Consider the following 26,411-nt stretch of genomic DNA (forward strand, 5'->3'; position numbering starts at 1 on the left):
CCATCAGAACTGCGGCAGAAGAGGTATACAATTCGGCGTGCACGGCGGGTCTCCTGAATTTTGAGTTTTCACGGAGGGAACGATGCGCTTCTATTCCTATAGGGTCTGGCCGGTGGTTCTTGGTGCCGTACTATCATCGCTGACCGCATGCAAACAACAGACCCAGACGGGCACAAATGAAGCCGCGAACACGGCCCAGACGGCGGCGAAGGACGCATACGTGTTCGGGTATCCCCTGGTGCTGATGGATGTCACCCGCGCCAAGATGACGAATGTTCCGACGGTGACGGCAATGGTTGCACCGATGGATCAGATGGCAAATATACGGGCGTTTCCGGACGCAACGTTTACCGATGTTGTAAGTCCTAACGCGGATACGTTGTATTCGACAGCGTGGCTCGATCTAAAGCAGGAGCCGATTGTGCTGAGCGTTCCGGATACGCACGGGCGCTACTACCTGATGGAGCTGCTGGATGGGTGGACGAATGTGATTCCATCGCCCGGAAAACGGACGACAGGAACGGGTAAAGGAAACTTTGCCCTCACAGGGCCCGGCTGGTCGGGCAACCTGCCGGCCGGCATGAAGGAGATCAAGTCTCCGACTGCGTTGGTATGGGTGATTGGACGCACGCAGACGAACGGCAAGGCCGATTATGCGGCGGTGCATGCGATTCAGGATGGGTACAAGCTGACTCCGTTGAGCGCGTGGGGTAAGCCATACACTCCGCCGAAGGACATGCCGGTTGATCCCAAGGTCGATATGAAGACTGCGCCTGTGGAGGTGGTGGCGGCGATGGATGCGGCGACGTTCTTCAACAGGCTGGCGATGCTGATGAAGGATAATCCTCCGGCTACGGCCGATGCGCCAATGGTAGCGAAGATGGCGAGCATTGGCATTGCGCCAGGGCAGCCGTTCGATCTGAACAAGAACGGAAGCGATGCGGCAAAGGCGATCTCCGATGGTCTGGATGAGGCGAAGAAGAGAGTGGTGGAGCTCGGCGGAAATCCGGGAATCGGCAAAGTTGTGAATGGATGGATGCTGTTGACTACGGGCATGGGCGACTGGGGCACCAACTATGATGCTCGCGCAGGAGTTGCAGTGGTAGGACTGGGAGCCAACCTGGCAGCAGACGCGTTCTATCCGTTGACGCGGGTGGATGGAGATGGCCAGCCACTCAATGGAGCGAACAAGTATGCTCTGCACTTCGACAAGGGGCAGACGCCACCCGTGAATGCGTTCTGGTCATTGACGATGTACAACGCCAAGCAGGCTTTTGTGGCCAATCCAATCAATCGCTATGCGATTGGGGACAGGGACAAGCTGAAATTCAACAAGGATGGTTCGCTGGATATCTATGTTCAGCATGATTCTCCAGGGAAGGACAAGGAGTCGAATTGGCTGCCCGCGGACGCGGCCTCTTTTAACGTGGTGATGCGGATGTACTGGCCGAAGGAAACGGCGTTCAATGGGAGCTGGAATCCGCCGCCGATCAAGAAAATGGGTTGAACTCCGGACCGGGTGCCCCATTCGAGCGAAGCTCGAACCCCTAAGCCACAACCTCCAGCCCCTTCTTCTCCACTAGGCTCAGCTGCTTCAGCGAAGCTCCCTGCGGATGCTTCTCTCCGTTCTCCCACTTGAGTTGGGAATATAACCGATGGTTCTGTGTTTTTCTCATCGGGGACATCATCGAATGACAACACTGATGCAGACATCTGCAATTGAAGCAAAAGAAGTTGTGCTAAAGCTTGGGATGGCAATCAATGACGAGAGCTTTCAGCAGGCCAGAAGATATGTCAGCGACGACATGAAGTACGTCGGTCCCTTTGGCTCCCGCATTGGAGCCGAAGCATATCTTCAGGAAATTGAACATCTTCGCCTGAAATTCGATATTCAAAAGATCTTTGCTGATGGCAATGATGTATGCGTAATGTATGACATTACCGTGTCAGGTATCACGCTCTTTGCCTGCGGCTGGTTTCAGGTTACGGACGGAAAGGTCAGGTCACTAAGAGTAACTTTTGACCCTCGGCCTCTTCTTCCTGAATCTGACGCAAGCATATAATTCGGCCCGCTCGAGCGCATCCTCACGCCGGGTGCCCTATTCATGCGGCTTCCTCGCATGAGTAGGTTCATTCGAGCAAAGCTCGAACCTCTAAGCACAACATCCAGTCCCTTCTTCTCCACCTTCTCCGTTCGAAGGCCCCACGTTCAGCCCTCTTCCCCACGCTTCTTAATCACAAGCTCATCCACCGTAAGCTTGCCGATGCTCAGCTCCTCGATCCTTCCTGTCCCTATGCCCAGAGCGCCGATCGCGAGCGCACCGATCGCCAGCGCTCCCACGGCCATCGCTCCGACCGCCGTCCCCACCACGGCCACGCCAACAATGGCCGCGCCCTTCAGTGCTGTCGCCTTCAGGCTGCGTCTGCGCATCATGCAGACGATCTTACTCCGCCGGATGCCGCATTCATGACGCGGCCTCATCGCGACATGAGTGGGATCATTCGAGCGAAGCTCGAACCCGTTGTTGCGATCTCACAAACCAATTACCCATTCTATGAGGAGTTGTTTCCTGTTACGTCGCCTCCCTACCGTGCGGGCCTCCCGCCGGTCCAGCGATAACGCGCCCCACCCCGTATTTCCCTACCCGGCAGTTACCTACAAAATCCTGCGAAAACAAAGGCAGATTCCGCTGTCAAGCCCCAAAATCGTGCAAATCATTCAAAACAAACATGATCTACCGTGCCGATTAGCTCCCCTCAGCCTGCTACACTTGAAAAAGATCAGAAAATGCAATGGCCCCGGGGAGAACACCTCGGGGCCATCCTGTTTGTTTTCAATATTTTGACCCTTAAACCCTTTATCCTCAATATTTTGGCGCTCAAGTATCCCGATAAACCTAAAGGAATGAATATTTTACGAGAAACAAGGGGGAGGGGGTGGACAAGTCAACCAGCGGTCCCAACGGTTCTGGTGCCGTTCGTGACGCGTTTGATCACCACCGCAGTCAGATCGTCGATCTGCCTGGTTCCATTCGCAAAGGCCTTCACTGCGCTGTAGAGCTCCGCGATGATCTCCTCTGGAGAAAGATGCCGCGACTCGCGAATCGTCCTGGTCATTCTCTCGTCGCCGAACTGTTCTCCGTCTGCATTTTCCCATTCGAAGAATCCATCGGTGGCCAGCACCACCATATCTCCGCAGTCCAGATCCAGAATCACGGGTTCCCCCGCATTCAAGTCAGGCAGGAGTCCCAGCGGAATCGCCTGAGCGGCGAACTCCTGAAAGGCATCGCGGGCCGATGAGTACACAAACAGAGGCCCATGTCCGGCGGAGATCAACTCCACTCTGCCATTGTTGTTCGAACAGACCGCAGCCACAAACGTCGCAAAACTGCCGGAAGGAAGGTCTTCCCCGAAGTACTGGTTGATGTGCTGCATCGCCCTCACAACATCATCATGCGTATCGAAGCTCGATCTCGCATAAGCGCGGCATACGGAAGCGAGAAGTGCCGGCCCGATGCCGTGCCCCGTGACGTCCGCCAGCGTGACGACAAGACGGCCGTCTCTCAACTTCTTCCAATCGAAGTAATCACCACCCGTTGCATCGGCGGGCAGATTCCAACCGCTGATCTCCATCCCTTCGATGATAGGGCGAGTCCTCGGCAAAAGAGATTGTTGAATCGACCGGGCAATCTCCAGATCATGCTCAACCTCTTTCAGCTGGCGTTGCATCTCGGCCTCGCGCAGAGCTGCCTGCACATGCTTGCGAATCTCTCCGCTCACCATTCCCGCGAGAAAGCCGCTCGCCAGCAGGATCGCCGCGTAGAACCCAACGGCCGTCTGAGTCGCCGAATGCTGGCTCAGATTTTCAAGGCTCGGACGCCATCCCAGGGAATACGCGCTCGCCAGAAAGCCAAGCGCCGCTGCTATTCCCGCAATCTGCGAGACCCGCGGATTCAGCCGCAGAACCGAGAGCAGGATCAACGGAAAAAACGCGAGCACCCACGGCGTTGCCAGCGCCCTGTACTCCGCCGCCAGCCGCGGACTGGAAAAATACGCGATGCCCAGCGCCGGCACCGCAATCTCCAGAATGATGTTGAACAGCCACAGCGCACGAGGAAGATCGTGCCCTGTCTTCAGTGCCTTCGTGACGACCGACAAGGTCCATAGCTCGTACGCCACTACCAGCAGCAGAACGAATACACCCCACGGACTCATGTGTGATCCAAAAACGACGATGCGAACTGCCGTCGCGACCGCGAACACAAGCAGGAACGCCGTTATGCCATAGATACGACGCCGTTCACTCTGAAGAAGTGCTTTACGGAAGGCCAGAGAATCTACCTGTGCATCGTTCATAGGTCGGATCACGCGCCGCTCTAAGATTTTTGAGAAATGCCCTGCGATTTTTGAGAAATGCCCTGCCGTGAAACATATGCCTTCCTTCGTGAGGAGTAAAGAGGAACTCGCGCCTGGACAGGAAGCCAGGGGACTGTAACGTGTTCAGCTATGGTCCGCATCCTGGCCACTATCCTCCTCGCCTGCTTCATGGGACCAGTCGGTCCTCTCTCAACTTTTCGAATAGCTCGAAGAAACTCTCGTCTGTGGGTTGATAGACGGTGAAGCCCAGTTTGCGGCTCTTCGACATGTCCGTGACCACTTCGAGCGGACGACCCAGGTCGGCGTCGGTATGCCAGGCCGAGGCGAGCACGTTCAGATCGTCTTCAGCCAGACCATACCTGGCGGCGATCTGCTTCCAGATTGGCGCAGCGTCGGCAAGCTGCTTCTCCAGCGGGATGCCTTCCCCTTCCAACTCCGCTGCCTCTACGCCAAACCATCCGGCGATGCGCTTCCACATCCAGTTCCAGCGGAAGACGTCACCATTTACCACGTTGAATGCCTGGTTGCGAGCCGCTGGTGTGCTCGCGGCCCAGAGCAGATGCTTTGCCAGCACGCCCGCATCGGTCATGTCGGTCAGGCTCTTCCACTGCACGGAGGAGCCGGGGAATTGCATGGGCTTGCCCAACTCCTTGCAGATGCTGGCGTAAACCGCCAGCGTCGTACCCATGTTCATGGCGTTGCCGACGGCGTAGCCAATGATGGTGTGCGGTCGGTGGATGCTCCAGCTGTAGCCATCGCGCGCCGCAGCAGCGAAGACCTCATCCTCCTGCGCGTAGTAGAAGTTTTCAAGATCCAGCCGTTGCTGCTCTTCACGAAAGGGAGTGGAGGGCAGGCTGCCCTTGCCATAGGCCTCGAAGGGTCCAAGATAGTGCTTTAGACCCGTGACCAGCGCTACATGCTCCACCGACTTTGCCCCGGAGACGGCGTCCAGCACATTGCGAACCATGCCGGCGTTGACGCGGATGTTTTCCGCCTCAGTCTGCTGCCGCAGCCAGGTGGCAAGGAAGATATGCGTTGGCTTTACGTCCTTGAGAGCGGCGTCAACGGCAGCTGCATCCTGCAGGTCTACGGCGACAGGAACGATGCCCTCGCGTTGCCCGGGGCGGCGCGCCATACCGTAGACCGTCCAGTCCCTCTCGGCGATCAATCGATCTGCCAGGTTGCGGCCTACGATTCCTGAAACTCCAACGATCAATGCTGTCTTTTTCATTTCAACCCTCAGCTCCCCAAACCGGTTCTCCACTAGCATCTACTACCACTGTGGAGTCTTTCAGATGATGGAACAAGTCATCGGGTATCCAGCCCATGATCCCAGTTGTGCCAGGGGTTCGTTCGAGCGAGGCTCGAATTCCACCTCGCTAATTCAGCGTGGCTACTGAATCAGGCCAGGAGGATGTGGCGACCCTACGGCTCCATTTGGCTATACTCCCAACTATGCTCCGCATCCTGGCCGCCACATTTCTTGCCTGCGCTCTCTCCGCGCACGCTCAGCAGTACGACCTCGTTCTCCGCAATGGCCACGTCCTCGACCCGAAGAACAACGTCGATGCCAGGAGTGACGTAGCGATTCGCGACGGGAAGATCGCCGCCATCGAGCCCTCGATTCCAGCCAGCGCTGCAAAGCAATCCGTGGACATCTCCGGCCTCTACCTCACGCCCGGCCTCATCGACATCCACGTGCACGTCTTCACCGGCCTTCGTCACGACGCCTGGGGCAACGGCGATCTCTCTGTCCCCGCCGACGTGATGGCCATCCCCAACGGCGTCACCACCATGGCCGACGCCGGCTCCTCCGGCTGGCGCGACTTCCCCGAGTTCCGTCGCCGCATCATCGACGACTCGAAGACGCGCATCTTTGCCTTCCTGAACATCGTGGGCGCCGGCATGGCCAACAGCGACGATGCCGCCGAGCAGAACGAACACGACATGGACCTCGACGCGCTCTCAAAGACCATCGAGCAGAACCGTGACATCATCGTCGGCATCAAGACCGCGCACTGGCAGCAGCCCAACTTCATCTCCGTACAAAAAGCTGTCGCCGCCGGGAATCGCAACCACCTGCCCGTCATGGTCGACTTCGGCTGGTTCGACAACAAGTCCTACGAGCAGATGATCTCCACTCTCCTGCGCCCAGGCGACATCAGCACCCACGTCTTCCGCATGCCCGCACCGCTGCTCACCCCCGATGGCAAACCCGCGCCCTACATGCTCGAGGCCCGCAGGCGCGGCATCAAGTTCGACGTGGGCCATGGGGGCGGCTCCTTCAACTTCGCACTCGCCGAGCCCATGGTGAAGGGCGGCTTCTTCCCCGACTCCATCTCCACCGACCTCCACGTCGGCTCCGCCACCGGCGTCATGCTCAATCTGCCCAACGTGATGAGCAAGATGCTCGCCCTGGGCATCCCTCTGCCCGAAGTCATCCGCGAATCCACCACGAACCCGGCCAGCGAGATAGGCCACCCCGAACTCGGCCAGATCGCCGTCGGCTCGGTTGCCGACATTGCCGTGCTTCGCATCGATCACGGTCACTTCGGCTATTCCGATCTCGCCGGCGGAAAGGTCGACGGCACCGAGCGCATTGTGCCCGAGATGACCCTTCGCGCGGGCCGCGTCGTCTTCGACCTCGACGCGCGCACTGCTGTACCCTGGCGCGAAGGCCATCTCAAATACGCTACTCGTTAACTGATTCCACCGCTGAGCCTGACGAATGGGTTCATTCGACGGAGGGTCGAACCGGCTTCTCCGGCCACCACAACCGTGGCAGGCAACTCCCTGGAATCGGCTATCTTCTCAAACGCGCTGTTGATCGTTTCCTGGGTGTTTCTCGATGAGATATGAATCTTGCGGGTGGCCTTCGATACTGTCTGACAGAGCTGATATCGATTGCCGATGATCTCTTTTGCGCGAAACACGGATTCAGAACGCATACATCCTCCGATACTTTGCGGCGTATCAGATTTTGACGTCGTCTGAGGCGCAGGTGAACTGCAACGTCTTGACAACTCGCAGGCCCTTGCCCGCAGGTTGTCTGTCATCGAGTCTATACCCCCACGGCGCCTTCGATCACACACTGACATGGCCGGCTTCCCCAATCGGAACCTTTCCTCCGGTCACCTAAGCCGCCGCATACTTCACGAGCATGACCAGCCGACTCCCCGAAGCCTCCCAGTAGTCCGCCTCATTCACCTCAACCCGCAGCACTGCAATCTGCGGATCGTCCTTCCCTTTAGGAAACCACGCCTTATACAACGGATTCCACAGATCCTGGATCTTGCCGCGGTCCTGGTTCACGCTCGCGATCCCCTTGAGGGTGATGTACTTGGAATCCTTGGGCTCCGCGAAGGTCAGCGTGACATGCTGGTCCTGGCCTACCTCCTCCACTTTTTCCGAACCCTGCCGGGTGAGGAACCACAACGTTCCATTGAAGGGGTCCTCCTGCACCGCCATCGGGCGCGAGCTCATGCTTCCATCCTTTGCCACCGTGGTCATCATGGCGATCCGGATTCCCTTCACCAGCTCCGCAATCTTCGCCTGCCCCTCATGGCCGCTCAGTTCTTTGTAGTGGCTGTCCTGGTCGTGTTTTTCGCTCATGGTGCTGTCCTTATGGTTGTAGGATGCACATTCGAGTCGCCCGGCAATACAGGCCATCGCCGCGTAACTGCCGGTCCATCCAGTCCATCCATGGCTATTCGCAACCACTTCGCAGGAATTGGGATGAAGCAAATCGCAGGCACCCGGCATCTATATTTCAAGGAGCTGTATGACGACCGAAACGATGACCGAAAGCAAATTCTTCAATATCACCGCTCTCGCCAGCACCTTGCCCGAAAGCGCAGAGACGATGCTCACCGATCTCCGGCTCACCGATGAGAAGGAGGCGAGCTGCCGCATCTTTCGTGTTCACCGGCCAGCGCCGGCGCACTACCACACCAGCTGCGACGAATACCTTTACGTTGTTTCCGGCCGCGCCGAGATTGCAATTGCCGGCCACGCTCCGCGAGAGATCGGCCCCGGCGAGCTGGTCTTCTTCAAAAAGAACACCATCCATGCCATCCCGAAGATTCTTGAGAGTCCCTTTACAGTGCTTGCCGTTGACACTCCGCGCCGGCCTCCGGAAGATGTGCATTTCGTAAATCCGGAAGATGGCACGCCCGAGAGCTTCATAAAAACTCAGTATTAGCCGACATACAAAACAACAGGCCCGGGATTGCCCCGGGCCTTCGCTCTACAAGCCAGGAAAGCTTCAGGCCGCCGCTGCAGCAGTGAATCCATCGCAACCGCTGATCGGTGTCACCTTCAGATGCAGCGATGCATGCTTGGGATGACCGCACTCGTCCACCATGTTCAAAGGAGCCTCATGGCTCTTCATGATCGTGATCAATGCAGGGGCCGAAGTATGACCTTCTCCAAAGTGAGTACACAATCCACACTGCCCATTCTCTATGTGTTCCATCGCTGCTCCTCCTGTTTTTGTTTGAGTCTGCAATCTCCAAACCTGTTGCGGACATGCCGCGCTGCAGTCCGCAAATTCACACTAGACCATGCGGCTATCGCTGTAAATCGCGACCATGTTGGTCCGGGAACAGTTGATTCGGAACACGCACCCTTTTTCGGCGATCGCGATTGGCGTCCGCCGATGCCGTCGCGCCCGCATGTCTTTTTGGGCGTTCCATTTGGGCAGTTCGTGGAACTCCATCTCGCCCCCTGCCGTATCTCTCTCAGCACCGGGAGGTCTGGCAACGTTGAACTACACCGATCCGCTTTACACCGCTGGAATGACGGAGCACCAACGCGCATGGTTCTACGCCGAATATGAGCAGGCGCGCCGCGACGAAGTGGTCGGAGTTCTTCTCGCGGTCTTTCTCGGCAACTTCGGGCTCCATCACTTCTACCTTCGCCGCACGGGACTCGGTGTTCTCTATCTTCTCTTCAGCTGGACGGGGATCCCTGCAATCCTCGGGTTCATCGAGGCCTTCTTCATGCCCCGGCGAGTCCGCATCTACAACGCCATGCAAGCCAGCTACATCGCGGGACAGATCCGCGCCAGCAGCGCCTTCGGATACCAGCCAGCCGTGGTCTCTAGCGCGGCATGCCCGGCCTGCGGAGCCGCCCTCACAACCGGAGCAGGGTTCTGCCCCCGCTGTGGCGCGGCCACTACCGGACAACCAGCCGCCTGACTACTGCCAGGCGACCTGGCTCTCCTTTCGCTTAAGTCGCAAGGGGAAGCTCCGAAAAAGAGCGAGTCGGCACGAGAGATTGGGCCAGCTTCCACGTTCCACCCGTTTCGGCATGGAACTGTTTCATTTCAACACGTCCTACGGATGCAGCGGCGGCGTCTGCGCCCGCAGCCAGTCCAACAGACCCGCCGGATCGTCCGTGATGATAGCGTCCACGCGCGCTGCGACCATCTTCTTCCAGCCCTCTTCCGTGTTCACGGTGTAAGGAATCACTTGAAGTCCCGCACTGTGTGCTGCGGCAACCTCAGCAGGAGTCACCAGGCTCTCGTCCGGACTCAGAATCCCTGCGCCCGAGATCTTCGCGATGTGTACGAAGCTCTTGTCAGGATCGGTAATCCCCATGAACTTGTCATACTTCGCCTGCCCGAACAGCGCCGACAGCCGGATCTTTGGGTTGAGCTTCTTCATCGCCTGCAGCGTCCTGAAATCAAAGCTCTGCAGAATCACACGCGACTCCAAATGGTGTCGACTCACCGCCTCCTCGATCATCTGCACAAACACTTCGGGAGTTGGCGTGATCTCGGGGTGATCGATAAAGATCTTGGTCTCGACATTGAAGTCGAAGCTCCCCTGCGGAGCGAGGTCCAGCACCTCTTCAAAGGTGGGAATCGTCGTATGCGGGACGGCAACCTGGTGCGGAAACGCGGCCAGCGTCGTCGCGCCACAATCATACTGCTTCAGTTCCGCGAGCGTGAGCGAGTGGATCAGGGTTCCCGCAGGCAGCGCCGGTCCGCCGCAGTGCCGCTCGTTCGCGAGCACAGCCTTCATGAAAGGCTCGTTCGATTCCACCTGAGTCAGATAAGGCGAATGCGAGACGACCAGCACGTTGTCCTTCGTGACCGCCAGGTCCAGCTCCAGCGCATCCACCTTATGCTCAATCGCGAATTCGAAGGCGGGGATGGTGTTCTCCGGTCGTGACGCTCGCCCGCCGCGATGGGCGTGAACGAGGATCGTCTGGGCGGACGAAGGCAGAACTCCCAGGAGAAGAAGTGCAATCAGGTTTTTGAACATGGATTGGATTTTCGTCGCTCGTGGTTACAACGCAATAAAGCCGCTGAAGCGGAACTAATCTGAAATACGGCGATAAAGCCACCACCATCCCAGAAGAACCGGAATTAAAAGCAGAAACGTAAACAAAAACGCATACAAAATGACTCCGAATGAATCTCCTGGAGCGAAATCACTCATCTCGCCTTTAAATATGAATCGTGTGTAGAACTTGTTAGCAACAAGGAAGGATGCGATCAGGATCACCGGACAACTTGCGACCGCTCCTCCAATGACCAACAATTTCTTACGTCCCATACCTCAAACATTCTCACGTCGGTATTGAGAGTACAAGTCGAGTAAAATTCGGTCCGGTCGAAGCTTAGTTGATACAACGGAGAGATGATCCTGCGCCGCCTTTTCCCCCTTCTGCTCTGTCTGACTGCAACCGTCGCCTGCCACGCGCAGGAACAGACACGCCCCACCTCGCCGCAAGAGGCTCGTCACCGAGCAACGCTCGGCGTCAAGGCCATGCAGCAGTGGTACGAGCCCTCCATCGGCCTCTATAAGACCACCGGCTGGTGGAACTCGGCCAACGCTATCACCGCGCTTACCGACTTCATGCGCGTGAGCGGCTCAAAGCAGTATGTCGGCGTGCTTGCCAACACCTACAGGCAGGCGCAGATCACCATCCCCACAGAGAAGCGCACCGATCCGAAGCAGGAGAGGACCGGTTTCCCCGGCTTCCTGAACAAGTACTACGACGACGAGGGATGGTGGGCGCTTGCATGGATCGACGCTTACGACCTTACCCATGACCGCCGTTACCTGACGATGGCGCAGTCCATCTTCGACGACATGGCCGGCGGCTGGGACTCGACCTGCGGAGGCGGCATCTGGTGGAGCAAGGACCGCAACTACAAGAACGCCATCGCCAATGAACTGTTCTTCTCGGTAGCCGCGCATCTCGCCACACGCACCCCTTCTGAGCGTCAAAAATTTGCCGACTGGGCCACGAAGGAGTGGCAGTGGTTTCGAGGCACCGGCATGATCAACAGCGACCATCTCATCAACGACGGCCTCGTCATCGACAAGGTTACGGGCACCTGCCGCAACAATGAAAAAACCGTCTGGACCTACAACCAGGGCGTCCTGCTGGGAGCACTGGCGGAGTGGTCGAAGTCGTCGCCGGACTCCGCCATTCTCGATCAGGCAAAGCTGATCGCCGACGCATCGCTGACCCACCTCACAGACAAGGCCGGCATCCTGCACGAACCCTGCGAACCCAAATGCAGCGGCGACGGCATCCAGTTCAAGGGCATCTTCATGCGTAACCTGCGCGCGTTGGAAGGTGTCGCGCCCGACCCACGCTACCGCACCGCCTTTGCCACCAACGCGGATTCGATCTGGACCAAGGACCGAACACCCGAAAACACGTTCGATGTCGTGTGGTCAGGGCCGCCCATTTCGCCCGACGCGGGAACGCAAAGCTCGGCGATTGACGCTCTTGTGGCAGCCATGACCACGAAAAAGTAGGCCATACTATCTGCTCCAATCGAGGGGAATCCGGCCATAAAGCGCTAAAATAGACAGGTTGCGGAAAAACTTGATTCAGGACGGCAGGCGATGAGCACAGGAACCCAGACGGTGTTGGCAGGACAGGTAGAGGCGGCAGCAAAAACAGCCGGCTTGGTTGTGGTCGCACAGCAGGAGGGCAAGGATTTCTCCGGCGGGCCGACCGCGCGCTTTACCCTTGGCCTGGCCTCCAATCCCTCCAAAACGCAGACGCTCGAGCTCAGCGCGGCATTCGACTTCAGCGGAGCCGCCTTGAAGGGGGTCGTCGAAACCTATCTCAAGGAGACCGCCACCCGCCTGAAGAATCCGCGTCCGGACTGTTATCTGACTCTCCACGGCATCCCCCTGAGCTTCGGTAAATTTGAGTGGCCCTTCCATCCATCGACCTCGGGCGCTGATACCAATATCGTTCACGGCGAGACGCGCCTGGAGGACGGCAAAGAAAGCATTCTGCACGCCAAGGTAGCGGCATCTTTGACCGTGACCTTCGCCGAAGTGGTCGCGGCGCTCGAACAGCCCTTCGCAGAAAGCTTCATCTACAACGCCGTCCGCAAGACCATGGACCAGGGACAGCTTGAGCTGGTCAAGAGCGGCAACCGCCAGCCCGTTCCTGTAACCACCCGCTACTACAGCTCAAAGCAGCAGAAGTTCATCTTCAACGACACCACTGAAGCACAGCGTCAGGAATTCCTGGCCGCCAAGGTCTTCTGGCTCTCCGGCGTTCTGGGCGGCGGCGAACCCATATGGCTGACCGATCCCCGCGACGCGCAGTACCTCAATACGACCGTCGAGGAGCTGAAGAAGACCGCGGCCGCAGTGGCCCATGAGGGAATTGTCCTGCTGACCGCCGATACCGAGTTTGGAACTCCGTCGGCTGCACTGATGTCCCATCGCGAAGGTTACGAGCAGGAGCTGGCGGCGGCGCTGCAGTTCATCAAGCCCTCTTTCAACGAGGAAATGCGGGCCGGCCACACCAATATGTAACCGTTTCGTAACAAGAGAGAGCAAATATGCTCCTGGACCCGTGAAATATTTGCAACTCTCGCAAGCCTTTGTGTATCTTATAGGGCGGCCTGACGAAAGGGTGTACCTTGACGTACCCCTTGGGACCCATTTTTCGACTGGGCTCCTGGCCGCGAGGGAAACATGAAGCTTAACCGCATTGCAACGCCACTGATGGCAGTGGTCCTTATGAGCGGCGCCCCGATTTTTGCGCACGCCCAGAACTCCCAGAAGCAGAACACGCCGGCGCAGGTCCAGGATTGGAACACGCCGCCAGCCGGTACCGAGCAGGTCCAGCAGGGCTTCCGCGACGGTATCGAGGCAGCCAAGCTCGACAAGGCAGCGAAGCGCAAGATCGACGCCAAGTCGTCGCATCTCTACAAGAATCCCCCAGTGAAGGGTGCGGCTAAGGATGATTACCGCAACAGCTTTGAAAAGGGATATCAGGCGCAGCTCGAGCATGACAACGCCGGCATGTAATCTGCCGGATCAGCCACAGAAACTCGCTTTCGGTAAAGCTTCAGAAGAGAGGTCCCGCATCGGGACCTCTCTCTTTTGCTCCAGCCAGGCCCGTTCTTCTGCGAGCCATAGGCCATTGCACATCCGGATACGCATCGCGATCCACACGGCTTCCACAATAGTCTGTGCGTAAAATCGCACTCACCCATGCTCACCCGCCTGCTCACCCGCCGCTCCGCCATCGCCTCCATCGCGGCCACCGCCGTCAGGCCGCGTGCGCTCTTCGCGCAGAACAGCGAGGATCTCTCCACCACTCTCGCCGCGCTCGAAACCAGGAGCAAAGGCCGCCTCGGCGTCGCGATCCTCTTTCCGTCCGGCAAGCAGGTCACACACCGCGCCGACGAGCGCTTCCCCATGTGCAGCACCTTCAAGTTCCTCGCCGCATCCCTCATCCTTCAGCGCGTCGATCAGGGAAAAGAGCATCTGGACCGCGCCGTCGCCTTCTCAAAGAGCGATCTCGTCACCTACTCTCCCGAGACCGAAAAACACGCCGGCGGAAGCATGACCGTCGCCGAGCTCTCGAAGGCCGCGCTCACGCTCAGCGACAACACCGCCGCCAACCTCCTGCTCGCCAGCTTCGGCGGCCCACCCGCCCTCACCGCCTTTGCACGCTCCATCGGCGACCCTCTAACGCGTCTCGACCGCAACGAGACCACACTCAACGAGAGCACGCCCGGCGATCCACGCGACACCACCACACCGAACGCGATGCTCGCCAACCTGCAACGCATCTTCTTTGGAAACGTCCTCAAACCCGCGTCACGCCAGCAGCTCACCGACTGGATGCTCGCCAATACGACCGGCAAACCCAAGTTCGTCGCCGGCCTGCCTTCCACCTGGAAGGTCGCCGACAAGACCGGATCAGGCGAGCACGGCTCGAACAACGACATCGGCGTGCTCTATCCGCCAGACGGCGAGCCGATCTTTATAACGTCCTACCTCACCGAGACCGCCATCTCCACCGACGAGCGCAACGCGATCCACGCCGACATCGCCAGCGCCATCGCTGCAACCCATCAGCCATGAGGAAAGCCGAACACGTCCGCGCCTTCTGAACGGCCCACACAATCGAAGCCTGCCGAATCGAGCAGATACCTAATTCGCGCCGTCCGTCTTCGCAAACGCCACCGTGTAGTCTCCCACACGCTTGCCATGCTGCATTCCGGCCGTGATGTCTGAGCGGTAGTGAATCCCTCCATACAACCGTGACATCGCGGCTTCTTGTTGTTGTGAGTCAAAATAACTCGCCTCACCTGGGAAGAGATAGCTGAGCACATCCGCAGCCGCCGCAGAAAACACTGAATGCCCCGAAACATATGCCGGAAAATTGGGCAGCCCCGTCTGCACCTTGATGCTCGGATCCAGCTGCGAAGGGCGCGGATTGAAATAGAAGTACTTCGCATCCCAACACGCTACAGCCGCATCGTGAAGCGCCATGTTGAGCAGCGCAAAGGTCCGCGCGGCACGCACCTCGCTCTGCCCCCCGGAGATGACGTAAGGCACCGCGATAAAGTCCCAGTGCCCTGGCGGGGTCGGCGTGCTCACACCGTCGGCCCACTTGTACACCGTGGCTAATTGGTCCCGAGTCAGGTTGTTCACCGTCTCCTTCACCTCAGCCGTCTCCTGCTGCATCTGCGCGGAAGAGGTGGAGGGTGGCGGAACCGGCCGCTCGTTCACAATATCCGTCGGCGTCATCATCCACGCCTTCACCTGGCCGAAGAGCGGCAACATCGGCGGGCGCGGCGGCCCGTCCTGGCTCACCCACGGAATCTCCCCACGAGCCTTCGTATTGTCAAAGAGCGCCTGCCATATCTGCGGACTACCGCCCGCCGCTCTCATGCCGTCGTTTGCCGCACGCGCCGAAAAGACCGCAGCCACCGCCTGCCCCAGCGCAAGCCCCGCCGCAACATCACTGGCCGAGGCGCGTCCCGAGAGCTGCGCCACCTGCTGCTGCTCCGCCGCCTTCGCATCGATATAGTCCGCCGACGTAGGAAAGAGCAGCTTGAGCAGCACCGAATTCACTCCCGCCTCCACCGCATCCTCCGACGGATAGGAAGGCAGATCGCTCGATGGCAGCAGCGACTGAATGCTGCTGTCGTTCTTCGACGGCGAAGCGCGCTTGTACTGGTACTTGTAGAACCACGCCGACTTCAGCGCGTCAAACTGCGCGATCGACACGTAGCTGTACGCCCGTGCCGCATATGGAGGATTGCTGAACGGATACTGCGGATCGGCGAATGGATTTGCCGGATTCGGCACGGGATAGCTGCCATCCGGATTCGGCGCAGGAGGCAGGTCCGACTTTGCGACCAGCTCTCGCATGATCTCGTTCCATCGCAGCACACCGCCACCGCTCCAATACGCGATAGCGGTCTTCTGTGCTTCCGTTAGGCTCGCCTGCGCGGTCTTGATCTGCGCCAGTTCAGCCGTGTAGCCGGGATCGTTCACCGGCACAGGTGCTACCACCGCAACCTGCGTTGGTCCTGAGAGCAGGATCATCTTCCACGCTCCCGCGTTCGCATCCACACTGGTAAAGATCTGCGCCGGTAGCGTCTCTGTTGAGGGTATGCCCTTGCTGCAGCTCAAAGACAACAGCGCTGCCGTCAACATCGCGCCTGCCATTGCGGCGCGGTATACATTGCGAGGATAGTCAATCATGGAGCTGTGGTCCGCCCTTCGCGGTGGAAGGTATACATCAGGCCGGTCGTAATGGTGTTCGCCTGGCCGACATTACGGCCGTCGAAGACGTTGCGATAGGCCACCCAGTACTGCAATCTGCGCAGATGCGGAATCGGATACTGTATCTCGAAGCCAGCCGCCGAGTAGTTCATCCGGTTCGAGACAAACGGCATATCCTGGCGCCGGATGTCGCCACCGCCGCGCGTCTGCTGCTGCGCAAAGTTCCCGACAATCTTCATGTCATGGCGGTAATAACCCACGCTCGTCGAGTAATCGAAGACGTTGGGCATCGCCACCTCGTTGCTTAGATACATCTGGTCGTTGGTGTAGTAGTACGGCCGGTCCAGCGTCACATTTGCCCGAAACGTGTACGCCGCGCCCGCATTCAGGTACAGCCCGCGCCGTCCCAGAAAATTCAGCGTGCCGCGCCCGGTAAGCGTCTTGCTGTTCAACCCCAGCGACAACGGCTGCAGATCCGGTGTGTAGTTCGTCATCGGCAGGCTGGTCGAGACCAGGACGATCGCCCGCAGCGTGCCCACCTGCTTCAGACGCAACCGTAGCGGATCGCCCTTCACGGCAAAGGAGAAATCCTGGAATCCGCTCTGCCCGTGCAGCACGCCCTGACTCGCATTTGTCCACACGTAAGGAACATTGGCCAGCACGTTGATGCGGTCGGTAATACCGTAGTTGGCCATGGCCGACACGCTCTGCGTCGTAATCGTGCCGATATTACCGTTCACTCGCTGCCGGGAACCCTCCCAGTAGCTGCTCCACTGATCGTGCGTATACAGCGAGCCGGCGCACAGGACTCCGCGTGCCAGCATGATGCCGTCCTGCATCGTCTGTGCGCACGCCGCGCCGCCCAGCAGAATCCAGCAGGCGAAAGCCAATGCCGTTCGCGTCATGGCAGCGAACCTCGGTCTGCGATCCCACCCTCGAGCCATCGCTCTGCGAATTGAAGGCGCATACAGCCTCTCCTGCCAACGTTGTCTCGATACACGCACGGCACTCCACGCTACGCACCCTGTGCGGTGCGCGCAGTCGCTTTCACCGCATCGCAAAGCGAGATCCCCGGAACACGGAGCAGACTAGACCCGCGACGGGAGGCTGTCGACCAACCAGAGGTGGAGTGTCCTATCCACCTTCCGATGGAGAAACCTCAACGCCCCGCTAGCTGCAGCCCATTGCTCTAGCATCGAACAAGCTGAGCCTCCAGAAGGAGCAACGCCGATGAAAGCCGCCGTCCTCCGTGCCTCCGCAACCGCGCTCTCCATCGAAGACGTCCCGCGTCCCGCCGTCATACCCGGCCACACCCTCCTCCGCGTCCTCGCCTGCGGAGTCTGCCGCACCGACCTGCACATCTTCGAGCACGACCTGCCAACCCTGCGCGATCCCCTCATCCTCGGCCACCAGATCGTCGGCGAGGTCGTAGACGGTGCCACGGCAGAACTCCCCATGGGCTCCCAGGCCGGCGTCTCCTGGATCGGCGGAGCCGACCTCACCTGCCCCTTCTGCAAACGCGATGAAGAAAATCTCTGCGACTCGCCCACCTTTACCGGCTATACCGTCGACGGTGGTTACTCCGAATACGCCCTGGTGCGCTCCGACTTCGCCTTCCCGTTACCCTCCAGCATCGAACCCCAGTACCTCGCGCCGCTTCTCTGCGCCGGAATCATCGGCTTCCGCAGCCTGCGCGTCGCCGGAACGCAGCCGGGCGAGCGCGTCGGCCTCTTCGGCTTCGGCGCATCCGCCTCGCTCGCCATCGAGGTACTCCGCCGCTGGGGATGCGAGGTCTATGTCTCCACGCGCGGCGAACGGCACCGAGCGCAAGCCACGGAACTCGGCGCAAACTGGATCGGCTCCGAGAACGACAAGCCTCCCGTCGCACTCGATCGCGCCATCACCTTCGCTCCATCGGGCGCTGTCGTGGTCGCCGCGCTCTCAAGCCTCCGCAAGGGAGGCGTCGTCGCCATCAACGCCATCCACCTCGACCAGATGCCGGCCTTCGACTACGACAAACTTCTGTGGGGCGAGCGCCAGATCCGCTCGGTCGCCAACATGACCCGCCAGGACGCCCGCGACTTCCTCGCACTAGCCCAGCAGATCGGCATCAGGCCCCGTGTCCGCAACTTCTCCCTGGACCAGGCCAACGAAGCCCTGCAAGCCGTCAAGCACGAAACCGCCGACGGTCCCTGCGTCATCCTTCCCTGAAGCCCAGCCTCACTTCACGAGGGCCGGGTTCGGCAGCGGCTTCTTCTTATCCCTCAGCGTGTCCAACGAAACCGAGCCCGGCGGAAGCGCCTTGCCGCCCACGTCGGGCATGAACATCTCCAGGCCGTTCTCCGGAGTCATTCTGCTGTAACCCTTTACCAATTGCTCGCGGTACTTCATCAGATCCAGATCGAACCACGTGTCATCCGAGGCGTCGATCAGCGTGAGGTCCGCATCGTGCATCACCAGCTTGCCGAAGCCAACCGTACCGCCGCGCAGCCGCAGAAAGTTATGCCACTGCGCCAGCTCCTCGTCGTCCTGTGGCGTCGTGCTTCCATACGTCACCACCGCATCGGGAGCCTGAAGCGCAATCGCCGAGATCTGCCCCCGGATATGCGGTGGCGGAAGCAGCGCCGTCGTGTCGAGGTAGATATCGTTGTCCTTCACCTCCACACCCGCTACCGGGTCTTTGCCGATAATGTCGTCGATCTCCACCTTCAGCCCTCCGAGCAGCCCTTTCACCGGCATCTTCAGCACGCTGATCTTCGTCACCTGCAGATGAATCCTGCCGTTCGGTGCGGGCGAGAGCGTCCCCAGCACCTCTACCGGAAGCGGCACCAGGAGTTTGTGCATCGTTCCCGAGAGCTTCATCTGTTGCCCCTCGCCCGTCAGCTTCATATTCTTCAGCGGCGACCGCGACGCCATCGCCGAGTTCAGATACGTCGTGATGTCGCCCAGATTCGCATGAATCAACCCGCGATCGATATGAAAGACGAAGGACTCTTCATCGTCCAGCGAAGGAGGCCGATCCTTCCGCGTCGGCACCATCTCGCCGCGAAGCCAGCGAATATAGATACGGAACTCCGGCCCCTTGCGCAGCTCAAGATTGTGCGCATACACCGTCGTCAGCGCATCGTTCGGCGACGCCGCCCCCGCAGCAGGCTTCGCTGCATCCGGAAGATCATGACTGGCCGCCTGATGACCGTCCTTTGAACCCGCAGGCCGCAAGATCCAGACCAGGAACAACACGGCTGCGAGAACGGCTGCGGCGATAGCGTAGCGGCGAGAATTCATAGATTCGGTGGTTTGGCGCGAGTAACGCCGTGGAAGCTTCCAGAAGCTCTCTCCCGTAGGATGCAAAAACCTTCACGCAGTCACCTCTCTCCCTCCCGCAAGCCCCAAAATTCGCTAACCCTTTACGATTCTGTCGAAACTTGCACTGATCTATTGGGTTTACGGAAGGACGCGTTAATTGGGAGTTACCCGGAGACTGCTATGAAAGCTTCGCTTTTTGCTGTACTTCTCGTCTCCCTTGCCACCGCATCCGGCCAGGCTCAGACCACCACGCCCGCCCCTGAGCCTCCCTCCGCTCAGCCCGGCGAGCCCCCGCAGAACGGCACCCAGCCCACCCGCGATGCCAGCGGAACCTACACCATCACCCGCAACGCCCGCATCGTCATCCTCGACATGGTCGTCACCGACTCGAAAGGCAACGTCGTCACCGATCTCAAGCGCGACGACTTCCACGTCACAGAGTCCAACGAGCCCCAGACCGTTCTCAACTTCGAGGCCGCCGGCGCGCACTCCTCTACTCCCGAGCTCAACATCGATTCCACAGCAGCGCTTGACACTCTCGCCCCGCGCGCGCCCGTCAACATCGTGCTGCTCGACGAGTTCAACACCCGCTTTGAAGACATGGCCTTCGCCCGCTACTCGCTCAAGAAGTTTCTCGAGCGGCAGCCCGGCAAGCTCTCCACCCCCACCATGCTCATCGCCGTCAACCTGCAGAACTTCACCGTGCTACACGACTACACACAGAACAAGGACGACCTGATCGAGGCTCTCAACCATCACTTCGCCGCCTACCCATGGCAGGCGCATCAATACGCCTGGCTGGCCGAGCGATACGGTACCGCCTTCATGACCCTGCGCCGTGTCGCCCAGGCCACCATCGGACACCCCGGGCACAAGAACATGATCTGGATCGGACGCGGATTCCCCAACCTCAACATGGCGAACTTCCCTGTCGACACCGAGCAGCGCGTCAACAGCGCCGTGCAGGACTGCGTCAACACGCTGCGCGACGCCCGCATCACCCTTTACACCATCGACCCCGCCGGCCTTCAGGTCGATCCCCAAACCTATGGCTCCGACGCCGCCTTCACCGATCCCTTCGGCGGCAACTACCAGTTCGCCAAACTTGCCACCGCCACCGGCGGCCGCTCTCTCTACGGCCGCAACGATGTCGACGCCGAGATCGGCACCGCCATCCGCGACGGCTCCAGCTTCTATACCCTCACCTACCGCCCCACCAACGACTCCCGCGATCTGCAGAAGTTCCGCCGCATCAAGGTCACCGTCGATCGTCCCGGCCTCACCGTCACCACCCGTGAGGGCTACTACCTGCAATACGGTCCCGGCCGCGTCAATCCCGTCAATCCTTCGCGCCGTCTTGTAAGCGATCTCCTCTCCGCCGACAGCAGCACCATGGTCTACGACGGCGTGCCTATCTCCGTTCGCCGCTCTCCCCAGACGCCCGACACCTTCAACATCCACGTCGAGGCCAAGGGTTTGGCCTGGACCTACGCCACCGACACGGAACCCCGTCGCGCCGAGGTCATCCTCGTCGCCTCCACCTTCGACAAGAAGAACAAGGAACTCAAGCGCGACGCCAAGGTCATCCGGGCCAACGCCACCGGCGACGTTCCACCCACCGGACGGCTCGAGCGCTCTCTCGACATTCACTACCTGCTTGCCCACGATCCTAAAGCCACCCGCGTCCGCTTCGTCGTCCGCGTCGCTGCCTCCGGGCGCATCGGAACCGCGGACGTCGATCTCACCAGGCCGCTGCCGCCCCCTGACTCCGCCGCAGCCCCGGCGGCCACTCCCGCTGAAGCTCAACCCTAGGGCCTTCTGCCAAAAAACTCTTGACATCACTTCAATAGGTAAGCTATCACTTACCGTAAGTGGACGCTTACCTACAGTCCGGCCTCGACGCCCTCGCGGATGCCACCCGCATGGCCATCTTCGACCGTCTCACTCATGGTCCGCTCGCCGTCAACGAGCTCGCCGCCGTCATGCCCGTCAGCCGGCCCGCAGTCTCGCAGCATCTCCGCGTACTCAAAGAAGCGGGCCTCGTTCTCGACACCAGGGACGGAACCCGCCGCCTCTATCAGGTCGACCCTGCCGGCGTCGCGCGCCTCCGCGCCCACTTCGATCAGGTCTGGACCCGCGCCCTCAGCGCATTCGAGATCGCCGCCTCCAAAGCACCAGCTTCTCCAAAGAAGAAGAAGAAAGGTGAACACAAACATGCCGGAAACCGCAGTCAGCGCCGCCGTCCATAAGAGCATTCGCGTCTCCGCGCCCATCGAGCGCGCCTTCTCCGTCTTCGTCGAGCAGATGGAGACCTGGTGGCCACCCGACCACCACATCGGCGCCGAGCCCTTCCAGTCCATCATCATCGAACCCCGCGTCGATGGTCGCTGGTATGAACGCGACGCCCAGGGCAACGACGGGCTTTGGGGCTTCGTTCGTGCCTGGGACCCGCCAAACCTCGTCACCCTCTCCTGGCACCTCGGTCCCGACTGGAAGTTCAATCCCGACCTCGCCCACTCCAGCGACGTAGAGCTGCGATTCACCGCCGAAGGTTCGTCCGCTACGCTCGTCGAGCTCACCCACTCCGGTATTGAGCGCCACGGCGAAGGCTATCAGCAGCTCCGCGAGATCCTCGACGGTCCCAATGCCTGGGTCCGCACCCTCGAAGAGTTCGCCAGGGTCGCCAACAAGGAGACCGCCGCATGAGACCCACGCCCTGGCTCCGCGCCGCCTCCATCCTGACGCTCTTTCATTCCATCTCTCACACCCTCGGCGGAGTCTTCGGCGCTCCCGCACCTGGCGCGCAGCAGACCGCCGTCGACGCCATGAAGACCAACCTCTTTCCCGTGATGGGAGTGACCCGCAGCCTGTGGGAGTTCTATCGCGGGATGGGTCTGGGCGTCACCATCTTCCTCACCGTCGAGGCCATCGTCTTCTGGCTGCTCGGCAACCTCTGCCGCTCGAGCGATGCAGACCTGCGCCCCGTCCTCGCAGTCTTCCTCATCGGCTATCTTGCGTTTGCCGTCAACTCGCTGATCTACTTCTTCGCGCCGCCGGTCGTCGTTGAACTGCTGATCGCCGCCTGCCTCGGCATGGCGATGGTCTCCATCAAACGCCCAGTCGCTCGCCCTGCCTGAAAGGTGGAGTGGGGCATCTCGTCCTATGATGGAAGGTGATGAACGACCTGAACCTCGCCGCACTCTCCACCGAAGCCCGCAACCCGCGCACCACGAACATCGACCAGCTCTCCACGCTCGAGATGGTCACCATCATGAATCAGGAAGATCAGGCCGTTCCCCTGGCTGTTGCGACGCAGCTTCCGCAGATCGCCCGCGCCATCGACGAGATCGCCGCACGCTTCGAGAAGGGTGGGCGTCTCTTCTACATCGGCGCCGGAACCAGCGGACGCCTCGGCGTGCTGGATGCAAGCGAGTGCCCCCCGACCTTCTCGGTTCCGCCCACGCTGGTGCAGGGTCTCATCGCCGGCGGCGACTCCGCGCTGCGCAAGTCGAGCGAGAAGTCCGAAGACTCCCGCGAACAGGGAGCAGCCGACTTACTCGCCGCGGGCTTCGGCAAGGATGGCGCGCCCGATACGCTGGTCGGGATCGCCGCCAGTGGCCGCACCCCCTTCGTCATCGGCGCAATGGAGCAATCGAAGAAGCTCGGCCTCCTCACCATCTCGCTCACCTGCGTGGCCAACTCCCCCGTCTCCAGCTCCCCGATGGCCGCAATCGCCGACATCGCCATCGCACCCGTCACCGGCCCCGAGGTCGTCACCGGCTCCACGCGGCTGAAGGCAGGAACAGCGACGAAACTCGTGCTGAACATGCTCTCCACCGGAGTGATGATCCGCACGGGAGCCGTCTACGGCAACCTGATGGTCAACGTACAAGCCACGAACGAGAAGCTCGTCGATCGCGCCCAGCGCATCATCGCCGAAGCGACCGGAGTCGACCGTGCAACAGCAGCAAAGCTGCTCGAGGAGGCAGGCAGCGTAAAGGTAGCCATTGCCATGCAGAAGCTTGGCCTTGATCGCACAGATGCCGAAGCAAAACTCAACGCAGTAAATGGTGTATTGGCAGCACTGTTGCAACGCTAGATGGATCGAGGATCGGCAATGCTACTGCTGGGTGCTCCATGTATGCGGTTCAATCGCATGAATGCTCCATCCGATCGATGCTCGAACCTCGTCTCCCTCACCCTGTGTTCGCCGTTCTTCCGCTCGGCACCCTCTGCACTCCAAATCGCTCCACCAGCACCGGCTTAGGATAATGCACCGGCAGTTCTTCCATCACCACGCGGTTTCTGCCCTCTGACTTTGCCTGGTAAAGCAGGCTGTCCGCCCGCTTCAGCATCGCTGTCCATGAGTCTCCGGGCTGCATCTCCGTTATTCCGGCACTTACCGTGGTGAAGATCATCTTGCCGTCGTAGTGAATCCGCATCTGCTCCAGCCCGTAACGCAGCTCCTCGGCCACCAGCGTCGCGTCGACCGCATCCATCCCCGGAAGCATCAGCACAAACTCTTCACCGCCGATACGCGCAATCAGGTCATCCGGCCCGAGACGTTCCTTCACCAGGTCGACAAAGGCGCACAAGGCCACATCTCCGCCTCCGTGCCCGTGGGTATCGTTCACCCGCTTGAAGTTATCCAGGTCCATCGCGACGATCGCCAGCGATCTCCCCAGCCTGTCGCATCGCACCAGCTCCCGTGTCGCATGCTCCATCAGCGCCCTGCGATTCACTGCGCCCGTCAACGCATCCACTCCGGCCGCATGCGCCACGCTCGAGTGCATCTCTATCACGGTAAACAGGACATACATCAGCAGCAGGCAGTAGGACACCAGCATGATCGCCAGCATCGAGTACATCCACTGCGGATCCGACCAGGGGGATGCCGTGCTCGCCCCCGAAAGCCCTCGCCAGGACAGCACAGACCGGTAAGCCAGCGCCGCCGTGTGAATCGTCAGCAACGTCGCGGTTATGCGCGCCGGAATCGCGAACCGCTCGTCCTTCTGGCGAAAGAGAGTCCACGCCATAACGATGCACATCCCCAGCACCGGCAGGCTGGCCACACTGAACGACCACAGTCGCATCCGGTTAAGAAACATCGGGAGATAGATCACCATCACCACGCCGATCGACACCAGCGCCGTCCAGTGCCGGAACGGTCGGCGGACAATAAACCAGCGCAGGCCCATAAACATCATGACGAACGAAAGGATGTTCAGCTCATTGGCAATGAGAACGGTGACGAACCTTGGAGCGTAGCCGTTCATTCCCTGCAGTGTCGTCTTCGTGAAATCGAGAAGCGTCGCGGCCGCAAGCCACCGAGCCCCGATCACGCTGCGATCCACCAGCGCCAGGGAAAAGAGAACGACAGTAAACAATCCAAGAGATACGAGAAAAAAAATATGTGATGTTGTGTAATCCATATGGGGTCCCAATCCACCGACCCAAGCCAACGCGCACAGAATAGCCCCCACATCGCGTCTTCTCAATCAAAAAAACTTTAGTTTCGAGACGAAAGTTTTCATTACGCGGCCTTTGCAGGGTTCGAGGAAACGAGAGTCACCGGTTACTATCCTTCTTCCAGAAAGGTAACCATTCACGCGCAAATCCATGATCGCTGAAGGGAAGTCCTAGAACAGGCTTAGCTTCCGAGGCATCTCGATCCCGAGATGTTCATATGCCAGCCGCGTCGCCACTCGTCCTCGAGGCGTGCGATCCAGAAAGCCGATCTGGATCAGAAACGGCTCATACACCTCTTCGAGCGCGTCCTGCTCTTCGGCCAGCGCCGCCGCCAGTGTGTTCAGCCCAACCGGTCCGCCATCGTACTTCTCGATAATCGTCCGCAGCAGCCGCCGGTCCAGCTCGTCGAAGCCATGGGCATCCACCTCCAGCATCTCCAGGGCCTTCTGTGCCGTCTCGCGGTCGATCTTTCCCGCCGCCCGCACCTGCGCATAATCGCGCACGCGCCGCAGCAGGCGGTTGGCAATACGGGGGGTTCCTCTTGAGCGCATCGCGATCTCGGCTGCGCCATCCCGATCGATCGGCACATTAAGCACTTCAGCCGAGCGTTCGACCACGAACCTGAGTTCGTCGTCGTTATAAAACTCCAGCCGCAGCAGAATCCCAAACCGCGAGCGGAGCGGAGAGCTCAACAGACCGGGCCGCGTCGTCGCCGCCACAAACGTAAATGGCCTGATCTCCATCACGTGCGTGCGTGCCGCCGGCCCCTGCCCGATCATGATGTCCAGCTTGTAGTCCTCAAGCGCCGTATACAGCTTCTCCTCAAGCACCGGCTGCAGTCTGTGAATCTCGTCAAGAAACAGCACCTGCCTCTCGCGCACGTTGGTCAGGATTGCCGTCAGATCGCCCTGAATCTGCAGCGCAGGTCCGCTCGTCTGCTGAAAACCCACTCCAAGTTCGTTCGCGATGATCGTTGCAAGCGTGGTCTTGCCCAATCCCGGTGGCCCGAAGAGCAGCACATGGTCCAGTGCCTCGCCGCGCGACTTCGCCGCCTCCAGCGCAATCGCAAGCTGCTCCTTCGCCTTCGTCTGGCCAATAAACTCCATCAGCCGCGTCGGCCGCAGCTTCAGCTCGAACGCAGCGTCATCGTCCACGCGCCCCGCCGAGACCAGCCGGTCCGCATCGCCCTTCAATCCTTGATTCGGATCGATCTTCGCCTTGTTCTTCGGAAAATCCACT

General features: G+C 59.9%; 29 protein-coding genes. 15 read left to right on the forward strand and 14 right to left on the reverse strand.

What is annotated here, in order from left to right:
- The first annotated feature begins 82 nt into the window (after window positions 1–82).
- Window positions 83–1,507, forward strand: coding sequence for a DUF1254 domain-containing protein (locus BDD14_RS14660; RefSeq protein ID WP_130419456.1), 1,425 nt, complete (start codon window positions 83–85; stop codon window positions 1,505–1,507).
- Window positions 1,508–1,547: 40 nt separating this feature from the next.
- Here the strand turns inward: BDD14_RS14660 and BDD14_RS33730 are convergent, their stop codons facing one another.
- On the reverse strand, window positions 1,548–1,676 hold the full coding sequence (locus tag BDD14_RS33730) for a hypothetical protein (protein WP_278045483.1): 129 nt from the start codon (window positions 1,674–1,676) through the stop codon (window positions 1,548–1,550).
- Between the two features lie 15 nt (window positions 1,677–1,691).
- On the opposite strand from BDD14_RS33730, the gene BDD14_RS14670 reads away from it, so the two are divergent.
- Entirely contained in the window at window positions 1,692–2,063 is a 372-nt protein-coding gene (locus tag BDD14_RS14670) for a nuclear transport factor 2 family protein (protein ID WP_165420088.1), read from the forward strand.
- Between the two features lie 146 nt (window positions 2,064–2,209).
- Here the strand turns inward: BDD14_RS14670 and BDD14_RS31845 are convergent, their stop codons facing one another.
- The 3 genes from BDD14_RS31845 to BDD14_RS14680 form a co-directional block, all read right to left on the reverse strand.
- Complete coding sequence (locus tag BDD14_RS31845) at window positions 2,210–2,434, reverse strand: peptide ABC transporter substrate-binding protein (protein WP_165420089.1); 225 nt, start codon at window positions 2,432–2,434, stop codon at window positions 2,210–2,212.
- Between the two features lie 512 nt (window positions 2,435–2,946).
- A complete protein-coding gene (locus BDD14_RS14675) occupies window positions 2,947–4,368 on the reverse strand; it encodes a PP2C family protein-serine/threonine phosphatase (protein ID WP_130419458.1) in 1,422 nt (473 codons plus the stop codon).
- 175 nt (window positions 4,369–4,543) lie between these two features.
- Entirely contained in the window at window positions 4,544–5,608 is a 1,065-nt protein-coding gene (locus tag BDD14_RS14680) for an SDR family oxidoreductase (protein ID WP_130419459.1), read from the reverse strand.
- A gap of 185 nt (window positions 5,609–5,793) precedes the next feature.
- On the opposite strand from BDD14_RS14680, the gene BDD14_RS14685 reads away from it, so the two are divergent.
- Entirely contained in the window at window positions 5,794–7,080 is a 1,287-nt protein-coding gene (locus BDD14_RS14685; RefSeq protein ID WP_130419460.1) for an amidohydrolase/deacetylase family metallohydrolase, read from the forward strand.
- On the opposite strand, the gene BDD14_RS14690 is transcribed toward BDD14_RS14685, so the two are convergent.
- Complete coding sequence (locus BDD14_RS14690; RefSeq protein WP_130419461.1) at window positions 7,077–7,325, reverse strand: DNA-directed RNA polymerase subunit omega; 249 nt, start codon at window positions 7,323–7,325, stop codon at window positions 7,077–7,079. The two genes, BDD14_RS14685 and BDD14_RS14690, sit on opposite strands and share 4 nt — an antisense overlap.
- A 187-nt stretch (window positions 7,326–7,512) precedes the next feature.
- On the reverse strand, window positions 7,513–7,989 hold the full coding sequence (locus BDD14_RS14695) for a pyridoxamine 5'-phosphate oxidase family protein (RefSeq protein ID WP_130419462.1): 477 nt from the start codon (window positions 7,987–7,989) through the stop codon (window positions 7,513–7,515).
- 169 nt (window positions 7,990–8,158) lie between these two features.
- On the opposite strand from BDD14_RS14695, the gene BDD14_RS14700 reads away from it, so the two are divergent.
- Window positions 8,159–8,578, forward strand: coding sequence for a cupin domain-containing protein (locus tag BDD14_RS14700; protein WP_207231744.1), 420 nt, complete (start codon window positions 8,159–8,161; stop codon window positions 8,576–8,578).
- Window positions 8,579–8,641: 63 nt separating this feature from the next.
- Here the strand turns inward: BDD14_RS14700 and BDD14_RS14705 are convergent, their stop codons facing one another.
- Window positions 8,642–8,851, reverse strand: a complete 210-nt coding sequence (locus BDD14_RS14705) for a hypothetical protein (protein ID WP_130419463.1) — start codon at window positions 8,849–8,851, stop codon at window positions 8,642–8,644.
- Between the two features lie 220 nt (window positions 8,852–9,071).
- Between BDD14_RS14705 and BDD14_RS14710 the strand changes: the two genes are divergently transcribed.
- Window positions 9,072–9,575: an NINE protein gene (locus tag BDD14_RS14710; RefSeq protein WP_207231745.1), complete on the forward strand. Its 504-nt coding sequence runs from the start codon at window positions 9,072–9,074 to the stop codon at window positions 9,573–9,575.
- A 138-nt stretch (window positions 9,576–9,713) separates the two neighbouring features.
- Here BDD14_RS14710 and BDD14_RS14715 read toward each other — a convergent pair whose 3' ends face one another.
- Window positions 9,714–10,646: a glycerophosphodiester phosphodiesterase family protein gene (locus tag BDD14_RS14715; RefSeq protein ID WP_130419464.1), complete on the reverse strand. Its 933-nt coding sequence runs from the start codon at window positions 10,644–10,646 to the stop codon at window positions 9,714–9,716.
- Window positions 10,647–10,700: 54 nt separating this feature from the next.
- Complete coding sequence (locus tag BDD14_RS14720) at window positions 10,701–10,940, reverse strand: hypothetical protein (protein ID WP_130419465.1); 240 nt, start codon at window positions 10,938–10,940, stop codon at window positions 10,701–10,703.
- Between the two features lie 84 nt (window positions 10,941–11,024).
- Between BDD14_RS14720 and BDD14_RS14725 the strand changes: the two genes are divergently transcribed.
- From BDD14_RS14725 to bla, 4 genes are all read left to right on the forward strand, one after another.
- Window positions 11,025–12,158: a glycoside hydrolase family 76 protein gene (locus BDD14_RS14725; RefSeq protein WP_242617958.1), complete on the forward strand. Its 1,134-nt coding sequence runs from the start codon at window positions 11,025–11,027 to the stop codon at window positions 12,156–12,158.
- A 90-nt stretch (window positions 12,159–12,248) separates the two neighbouring features.
- Window positions 12,249–13,181 (forward strand): hypothetical protein, encoded by a 933-nt coding sequence (locus BDD14_RS14730; protein WP_130419466.1) that lies wholly within the window; start codon window positions 12,249–12,251, stop codon window positions 13,179–13,181.
- Window positions 13,182–13,343: 162 nt separating this feature from the next.
- A complete protein-coding gene (locus BDD14_RS14735) occupies window positions 13,344–13,679 on the forward strand; it encodes a hypothetical protein (protein WP_130419467.1) in 336 nt (111 codons plus the stop codon).
- 186 nt (window positions 13,680–13,865) lie between these two features.
- A complete protein-coding gene (bla, locus tag BDD14_RS14740) occupies window positions 13,866–14,744 on the forward strand; it encodes a class A beta-lactamase (protein ID WP_130419468.1) in 879 nt (292 codons plus the stop codon).
- A gap of 69 nt (window positions 14,745–14,813) precedes the next feature.
- On the opposite strand, the gene BDD14_RS14745 is transcribed toward bla, so the two are convergent.
- Both BDD14_RS14745 and BDD14_RS14750 read right to left on the reverse strand, forming a co-directional pair.
- Complete coding sequence (locus tag BDD14_RS14745) at window positions 14,814–16,376, reverse strand: vanadium-dependent haloperoxidase (protein WP_130419469.1); 1,563 nt, start codon at window positions 16,374–16,376, stop codon at window positions 14,814–14,816.
- Entirely contained in the window at window positions 16,373–17,302 is a 930-nt protein-coding gene (locus BDD14_RS14750) for a hypothetical protein (RefSeq protein ID WP_130419470.1), read from the reverse strand. The genes BDD14_RS14745 and BDD14_RS14750 overlap by 4 nt, the downstream gene beginning before the upstream one ends.
- Window positions 17,303–17,627: 325 nt before the next feature.
- Between BDD14_RS14750 and BDD14_RS14755 the strand changes: the two genes are divergently transcribed.
- Entirely contained in the window at window positions 17,628–18,608 is a 981-nt protein-coding gene (locus BDD14_RS14755) for a zinc-binding alcohol dehydrogenase family protein (protein ID WP_130419471.1), read from the forward strand.
- A gap of 9 nt (window positions 18,609–18,617) precedes the next feature.
- Here BDD14_RS14755 and BDD14_RS14760 read toward each other — a convergent pair whose 3' ends face one another.
- On the reverse strand, window positions 18,618–19,682 hold the full coding sequence (locus BDD14_RS14760) for a hypothetical protein (protein WP_130419472.1): 1,065 nt from the start codon (window positions 19,680–19,682) through the stop codon (window positions 18,618–18,620).
- Window positions 19,683–19,883: 201 nt separating this feature from the next.
- Between BDD14_RS14760 and BDD14_RS14765 the strand changes: the two genes are divergently transcribed.
- The 5 genes from BDD14_RS14765 to murQ are packed head-to-tail and all read left to right on the forward strand — an operon-like array spanning window position 19,884 to window position 23,802.
- Window positions 19,884–21,515 carry a VWA domain-containing protein gene (locus BDD14_RS14765; RefSeq protein ID WP_130419473.1) on the forward strand — a complete coding sequence of 544 codons (1,632 nt, stop codon included), beginning with the start codon at window positions 19,884–19,886 and terminating at the stop codon, window positions 21,513–21,515.
- A gap of 59 nt (window positions 21,516–21,574) precedes the next feature.
- A complete protein-coding gene (locus tag BDD14_RS14770; RefSeq protein ID WP_242617959.1) occupies window positions 21,575–21,952 on the forward strand; it encodes an ArsR/SmtB family transcription factor in 378 nt (125 codons plus the stop codon).
- Window positions 21,918–22,409, forward strand: a complete 492-nt coding sequence (locus tag BDD14_RS14775; protein ID WP_130419474.1) for an SRPBCC family protein — start codon at window positions 21,918–21,920, stop codon at window positions 22,407–22,409. Before BDD14_RS14770 ends, BDD14_RS14775 begins: the two co-directional genes overlap by 35 nt.
- Window positions 22,406–22,840, forward strand: a complete 435-nt coding sequence (locus BDD14_RS14780) for an LIC_13387 family protein (protein ID WP_130419475.1) — start codon at window positions 22,406–22,408, stop codon at window positions 22,838–22,840. Before BDD14_RS14775 ends, BDD14_RS14780 begins: the two co-directional genes overlap by 4 nt.
- A gap of 38 nt (window positions 22,841–22,878) precedes the next feature.
- On the forward strand, window positions 22,879–23,802 hold the full coding sequence (murQ, locus tag BDD14_RS14785; protein WP_130419476.1) for an N-acetylmuramic acid 6-phosphate etherase: 924 nt from the start codon (window positions 22,879–22,881) through the stop codon (window positions 23,800–23,802).
- A gap of 97 nt (window positions 23,803–23,899) precedes the next feature.
- On the opposite strand, the gene BDD14_RS14790 is transcribed toward murQ, so the two are convergent.
- Together BDD14_RS14790 and ruvB are read right to left on the reverse strand one after the other, a co-directional pair.
- The gene (locus BDD14_RS14790) at window positions 23,900–25,135 is read right to left on the reverse strand and encodes a GGDEF domain-containing protein (protein WP_130419477.1); all 1,236 of its coding nucleotides are present in this window, start codon (window positions 25,133–25,135) and stop codon (window positions 23,900–23,902) included.
- A 207-nt stretch (window positions 25,136–25,342) separates the two neighbouring features.
- Window positions 25,343–26,410 (reverse strand): Holliday junction branch migration DNA helicase RuvB, encoded by a 1,068-nt coding sequence (ruvB, locus tag BDD14_RS14795; protein WP_130419478.1) that lies wholly within the window; start codon window positions 26,408–26,410, stop codon window positions 25,343–25,345.
- Between the last annotated feature and the right edge of the window lies 1 nt (window position 26,411).

This window comes from Edaphobacter modestus (assembly GCF_004217555.1).
In the GTDB taxonomy this organism is placed as follows: domain Bacteria; phylum Acidobacteriota; class Terriglobia; order Terriglobales; family Acidobacteriaceae; genus Edaphobacter; species Edaphobacter modestus.

What these genes read in the sequence shown, in the direction of transcription:
- BDD14_RS14765 (WP_130419473.1), top strand. Translation starts at nt 19,884, where the DNA reads ATGAAAGCTTCGCTTTTTGCTGTACTTCTCGTCTCCCTTGCCACCGCA.
- BDD14_RS14725 (WP_242617958.1), top strand. Translation starts at nt 11,025, where the DNA reads ATGATCCTGCGCCGCCTTTTCCCCCTTCTGCTCTGTCTGACTGCAACC.
- BDD14_RS14705 (WP_130419463.1), bottom strand. Translation starts at nt 8,851, where the DNA reads ATGGAACACATAGAGAATGGGCAGTGTGGATTGTGTACTCACTTTGGA.
- BDD14_RS14695 (WP_130419462.1), bottom strand. Translation starts at nt 7,989, where the DNA reads ATGAGCGAAAAACACGACCAGGACAGCCACTACAAAGAACTGAGCGGC.
- BDD14_RS14660 (WP_130419456.1), top strand. Translation starts at nt 83, where the DNA reads ATGCGCTTCTATTCCTATAGGGTCTGGCCGGTGGTTCTTGGTGCCGTA.
- BDD14_RS14670 (WP_165420088.1), top strand. Translation starts at nt 1,692, where the DNA reads ATGACAACACTGATGCAGACATCTGCAATTGAAGCAAAAGAAGTTGTG.
- BDD14_RS31845 (WP_165420089.1), bottom strand. Translation starts at nt 2,434, where the DNA reads ATGATGCGCAGACGCAGCCTGAAGGCGACAGCACTGAAGGGCGCGGCC.
- BDD14_RS14730 (WP_130419466.1), top strand. Translation starts at nt 12,249, where the DNA reads ATGAGCACAGGAACCCAGACGGTGTTGGCAGGACAGGTAGAGGCGGCA.
- BDD14_RS14735 (WP_130419467.1), top strand. Translation starts at nt 13,344, where the DNA reads ATGAAGCTTAACCGCATTGCAACGCCACTGATGGCAGTGGTCCTTATG.
- bla (WP_130419468.1), top strand. Translation starts at nt 13,866, where the DNA reads ATGCTCACCCGCCTGCTCACCCGCCGCTCCGCCATCGCCTCCATCGCG.
- BDD14_RS14720 (WP_130419465.1), bottom strand. Translation starts at nt 10,940, where the DNA reads ATGGGACGTAAGAAATTGTTGGTCATTGGAGGAGCGGTCGCAAGTTGT.
- BDD14_RS14745 (WP_130419469.1), bottom strand. Translation starts at nt 16,376, where the DNA reads ATGATTGACTATCCTCGCAATGTATACCGCGCCGCAATGGCAGGCGCG.
- BDD14_RS14780 (WP_130419475.1), top strand. Translation starts at nt 22,406, where the DNA reads ATGAGACCCACGCCCTGGCTCCGCGCCGCCTCCATCCTGACGCTCTTT.
- BDD14_RS14760 (WP_130419472.1), bottom strand. Translation starts at nt 19,682, where the DNA reads ATGAATTCTCGCCGCTACGCTATCGCCGCAGCCGTTCTCGCAGCCGTG.
- BDD14_RS14690 (WP_130419461.1), bottom strand. Translation starts at nt 7,325, where the DNA reads ATGCGTTCTGAATCCGTGTTTCGCGCAAAAGAGATCATCGGCAATCGA.
- BDD14_RS14680 (WP_130419459.1), bottom strand. Translation starts at nt 5,608, where the DNA reads ATGAAAAAGACAGCATTGATCGTTGGAGTTTCAGGAATCGTAGGCCGC.
- BDD14_RS14715 (WP_130419464.1), bottom strand. Translation starts at nt 10,646, where the DNA reads ATGTTCAAAAACCTGATTGCACTTCTTCTCCTGGGAGTTCTGCCTTCG.
- BDD14_RS14700 (WP_207231744.1), top strand. Translation starts at nt 8,159, where the DNA reads ATGACGACCGAAACGATGACCGAAAGCAAATTCTTCAATATCACCGCT.
- BDD14_RS14755 (WP_130419471.1), top strand. Translation starts at nt 17,628, where the DNA reads ATGAAAGCCGCCGTCCTCCGTGCCTCCGCAACCGCGCTCTCCATCGAA.
- murQ (WP_130419476.1), top strand. Translation starts at nt 22,879, where the DNA reads ATGAACGACCTGAACCTCGCCGCACTCTCCACCGAAGCCCGCAACCCG.
- BDD14_RS14790 (WP_130419477.1), bottom strand. Translation starts at nt 25,135, where the DNA reads ATGGATTACACAACATCACATATTTTTTTTCTCGTATCTCTTGGATTG.
- BDD14_RS14775 (WP_130419474.1), top strand. Translation starts at nt 21,918, where the DNA reads ATGCCGGAAACCGCAGTCAGCGCCGCCGTCCATAAGAGCATTCGCGTC.
- BDD14_RS33730 (WP_278045483.1), bottom strand. Translation starts at nt 1,676, where the DNA reads ATGAGAAAAACACAGAACCATCGGTTATATTCCCAACTCAAGTGGGAG.
- BDD14_RS14750 (WP_130419470.1), bottom strand. Translation starts at nt 17,302, where the DNA reads ATGACGCGAACGGCATTGGCTTTCGCCTGCTGGATTCTGCTGGGCGGC.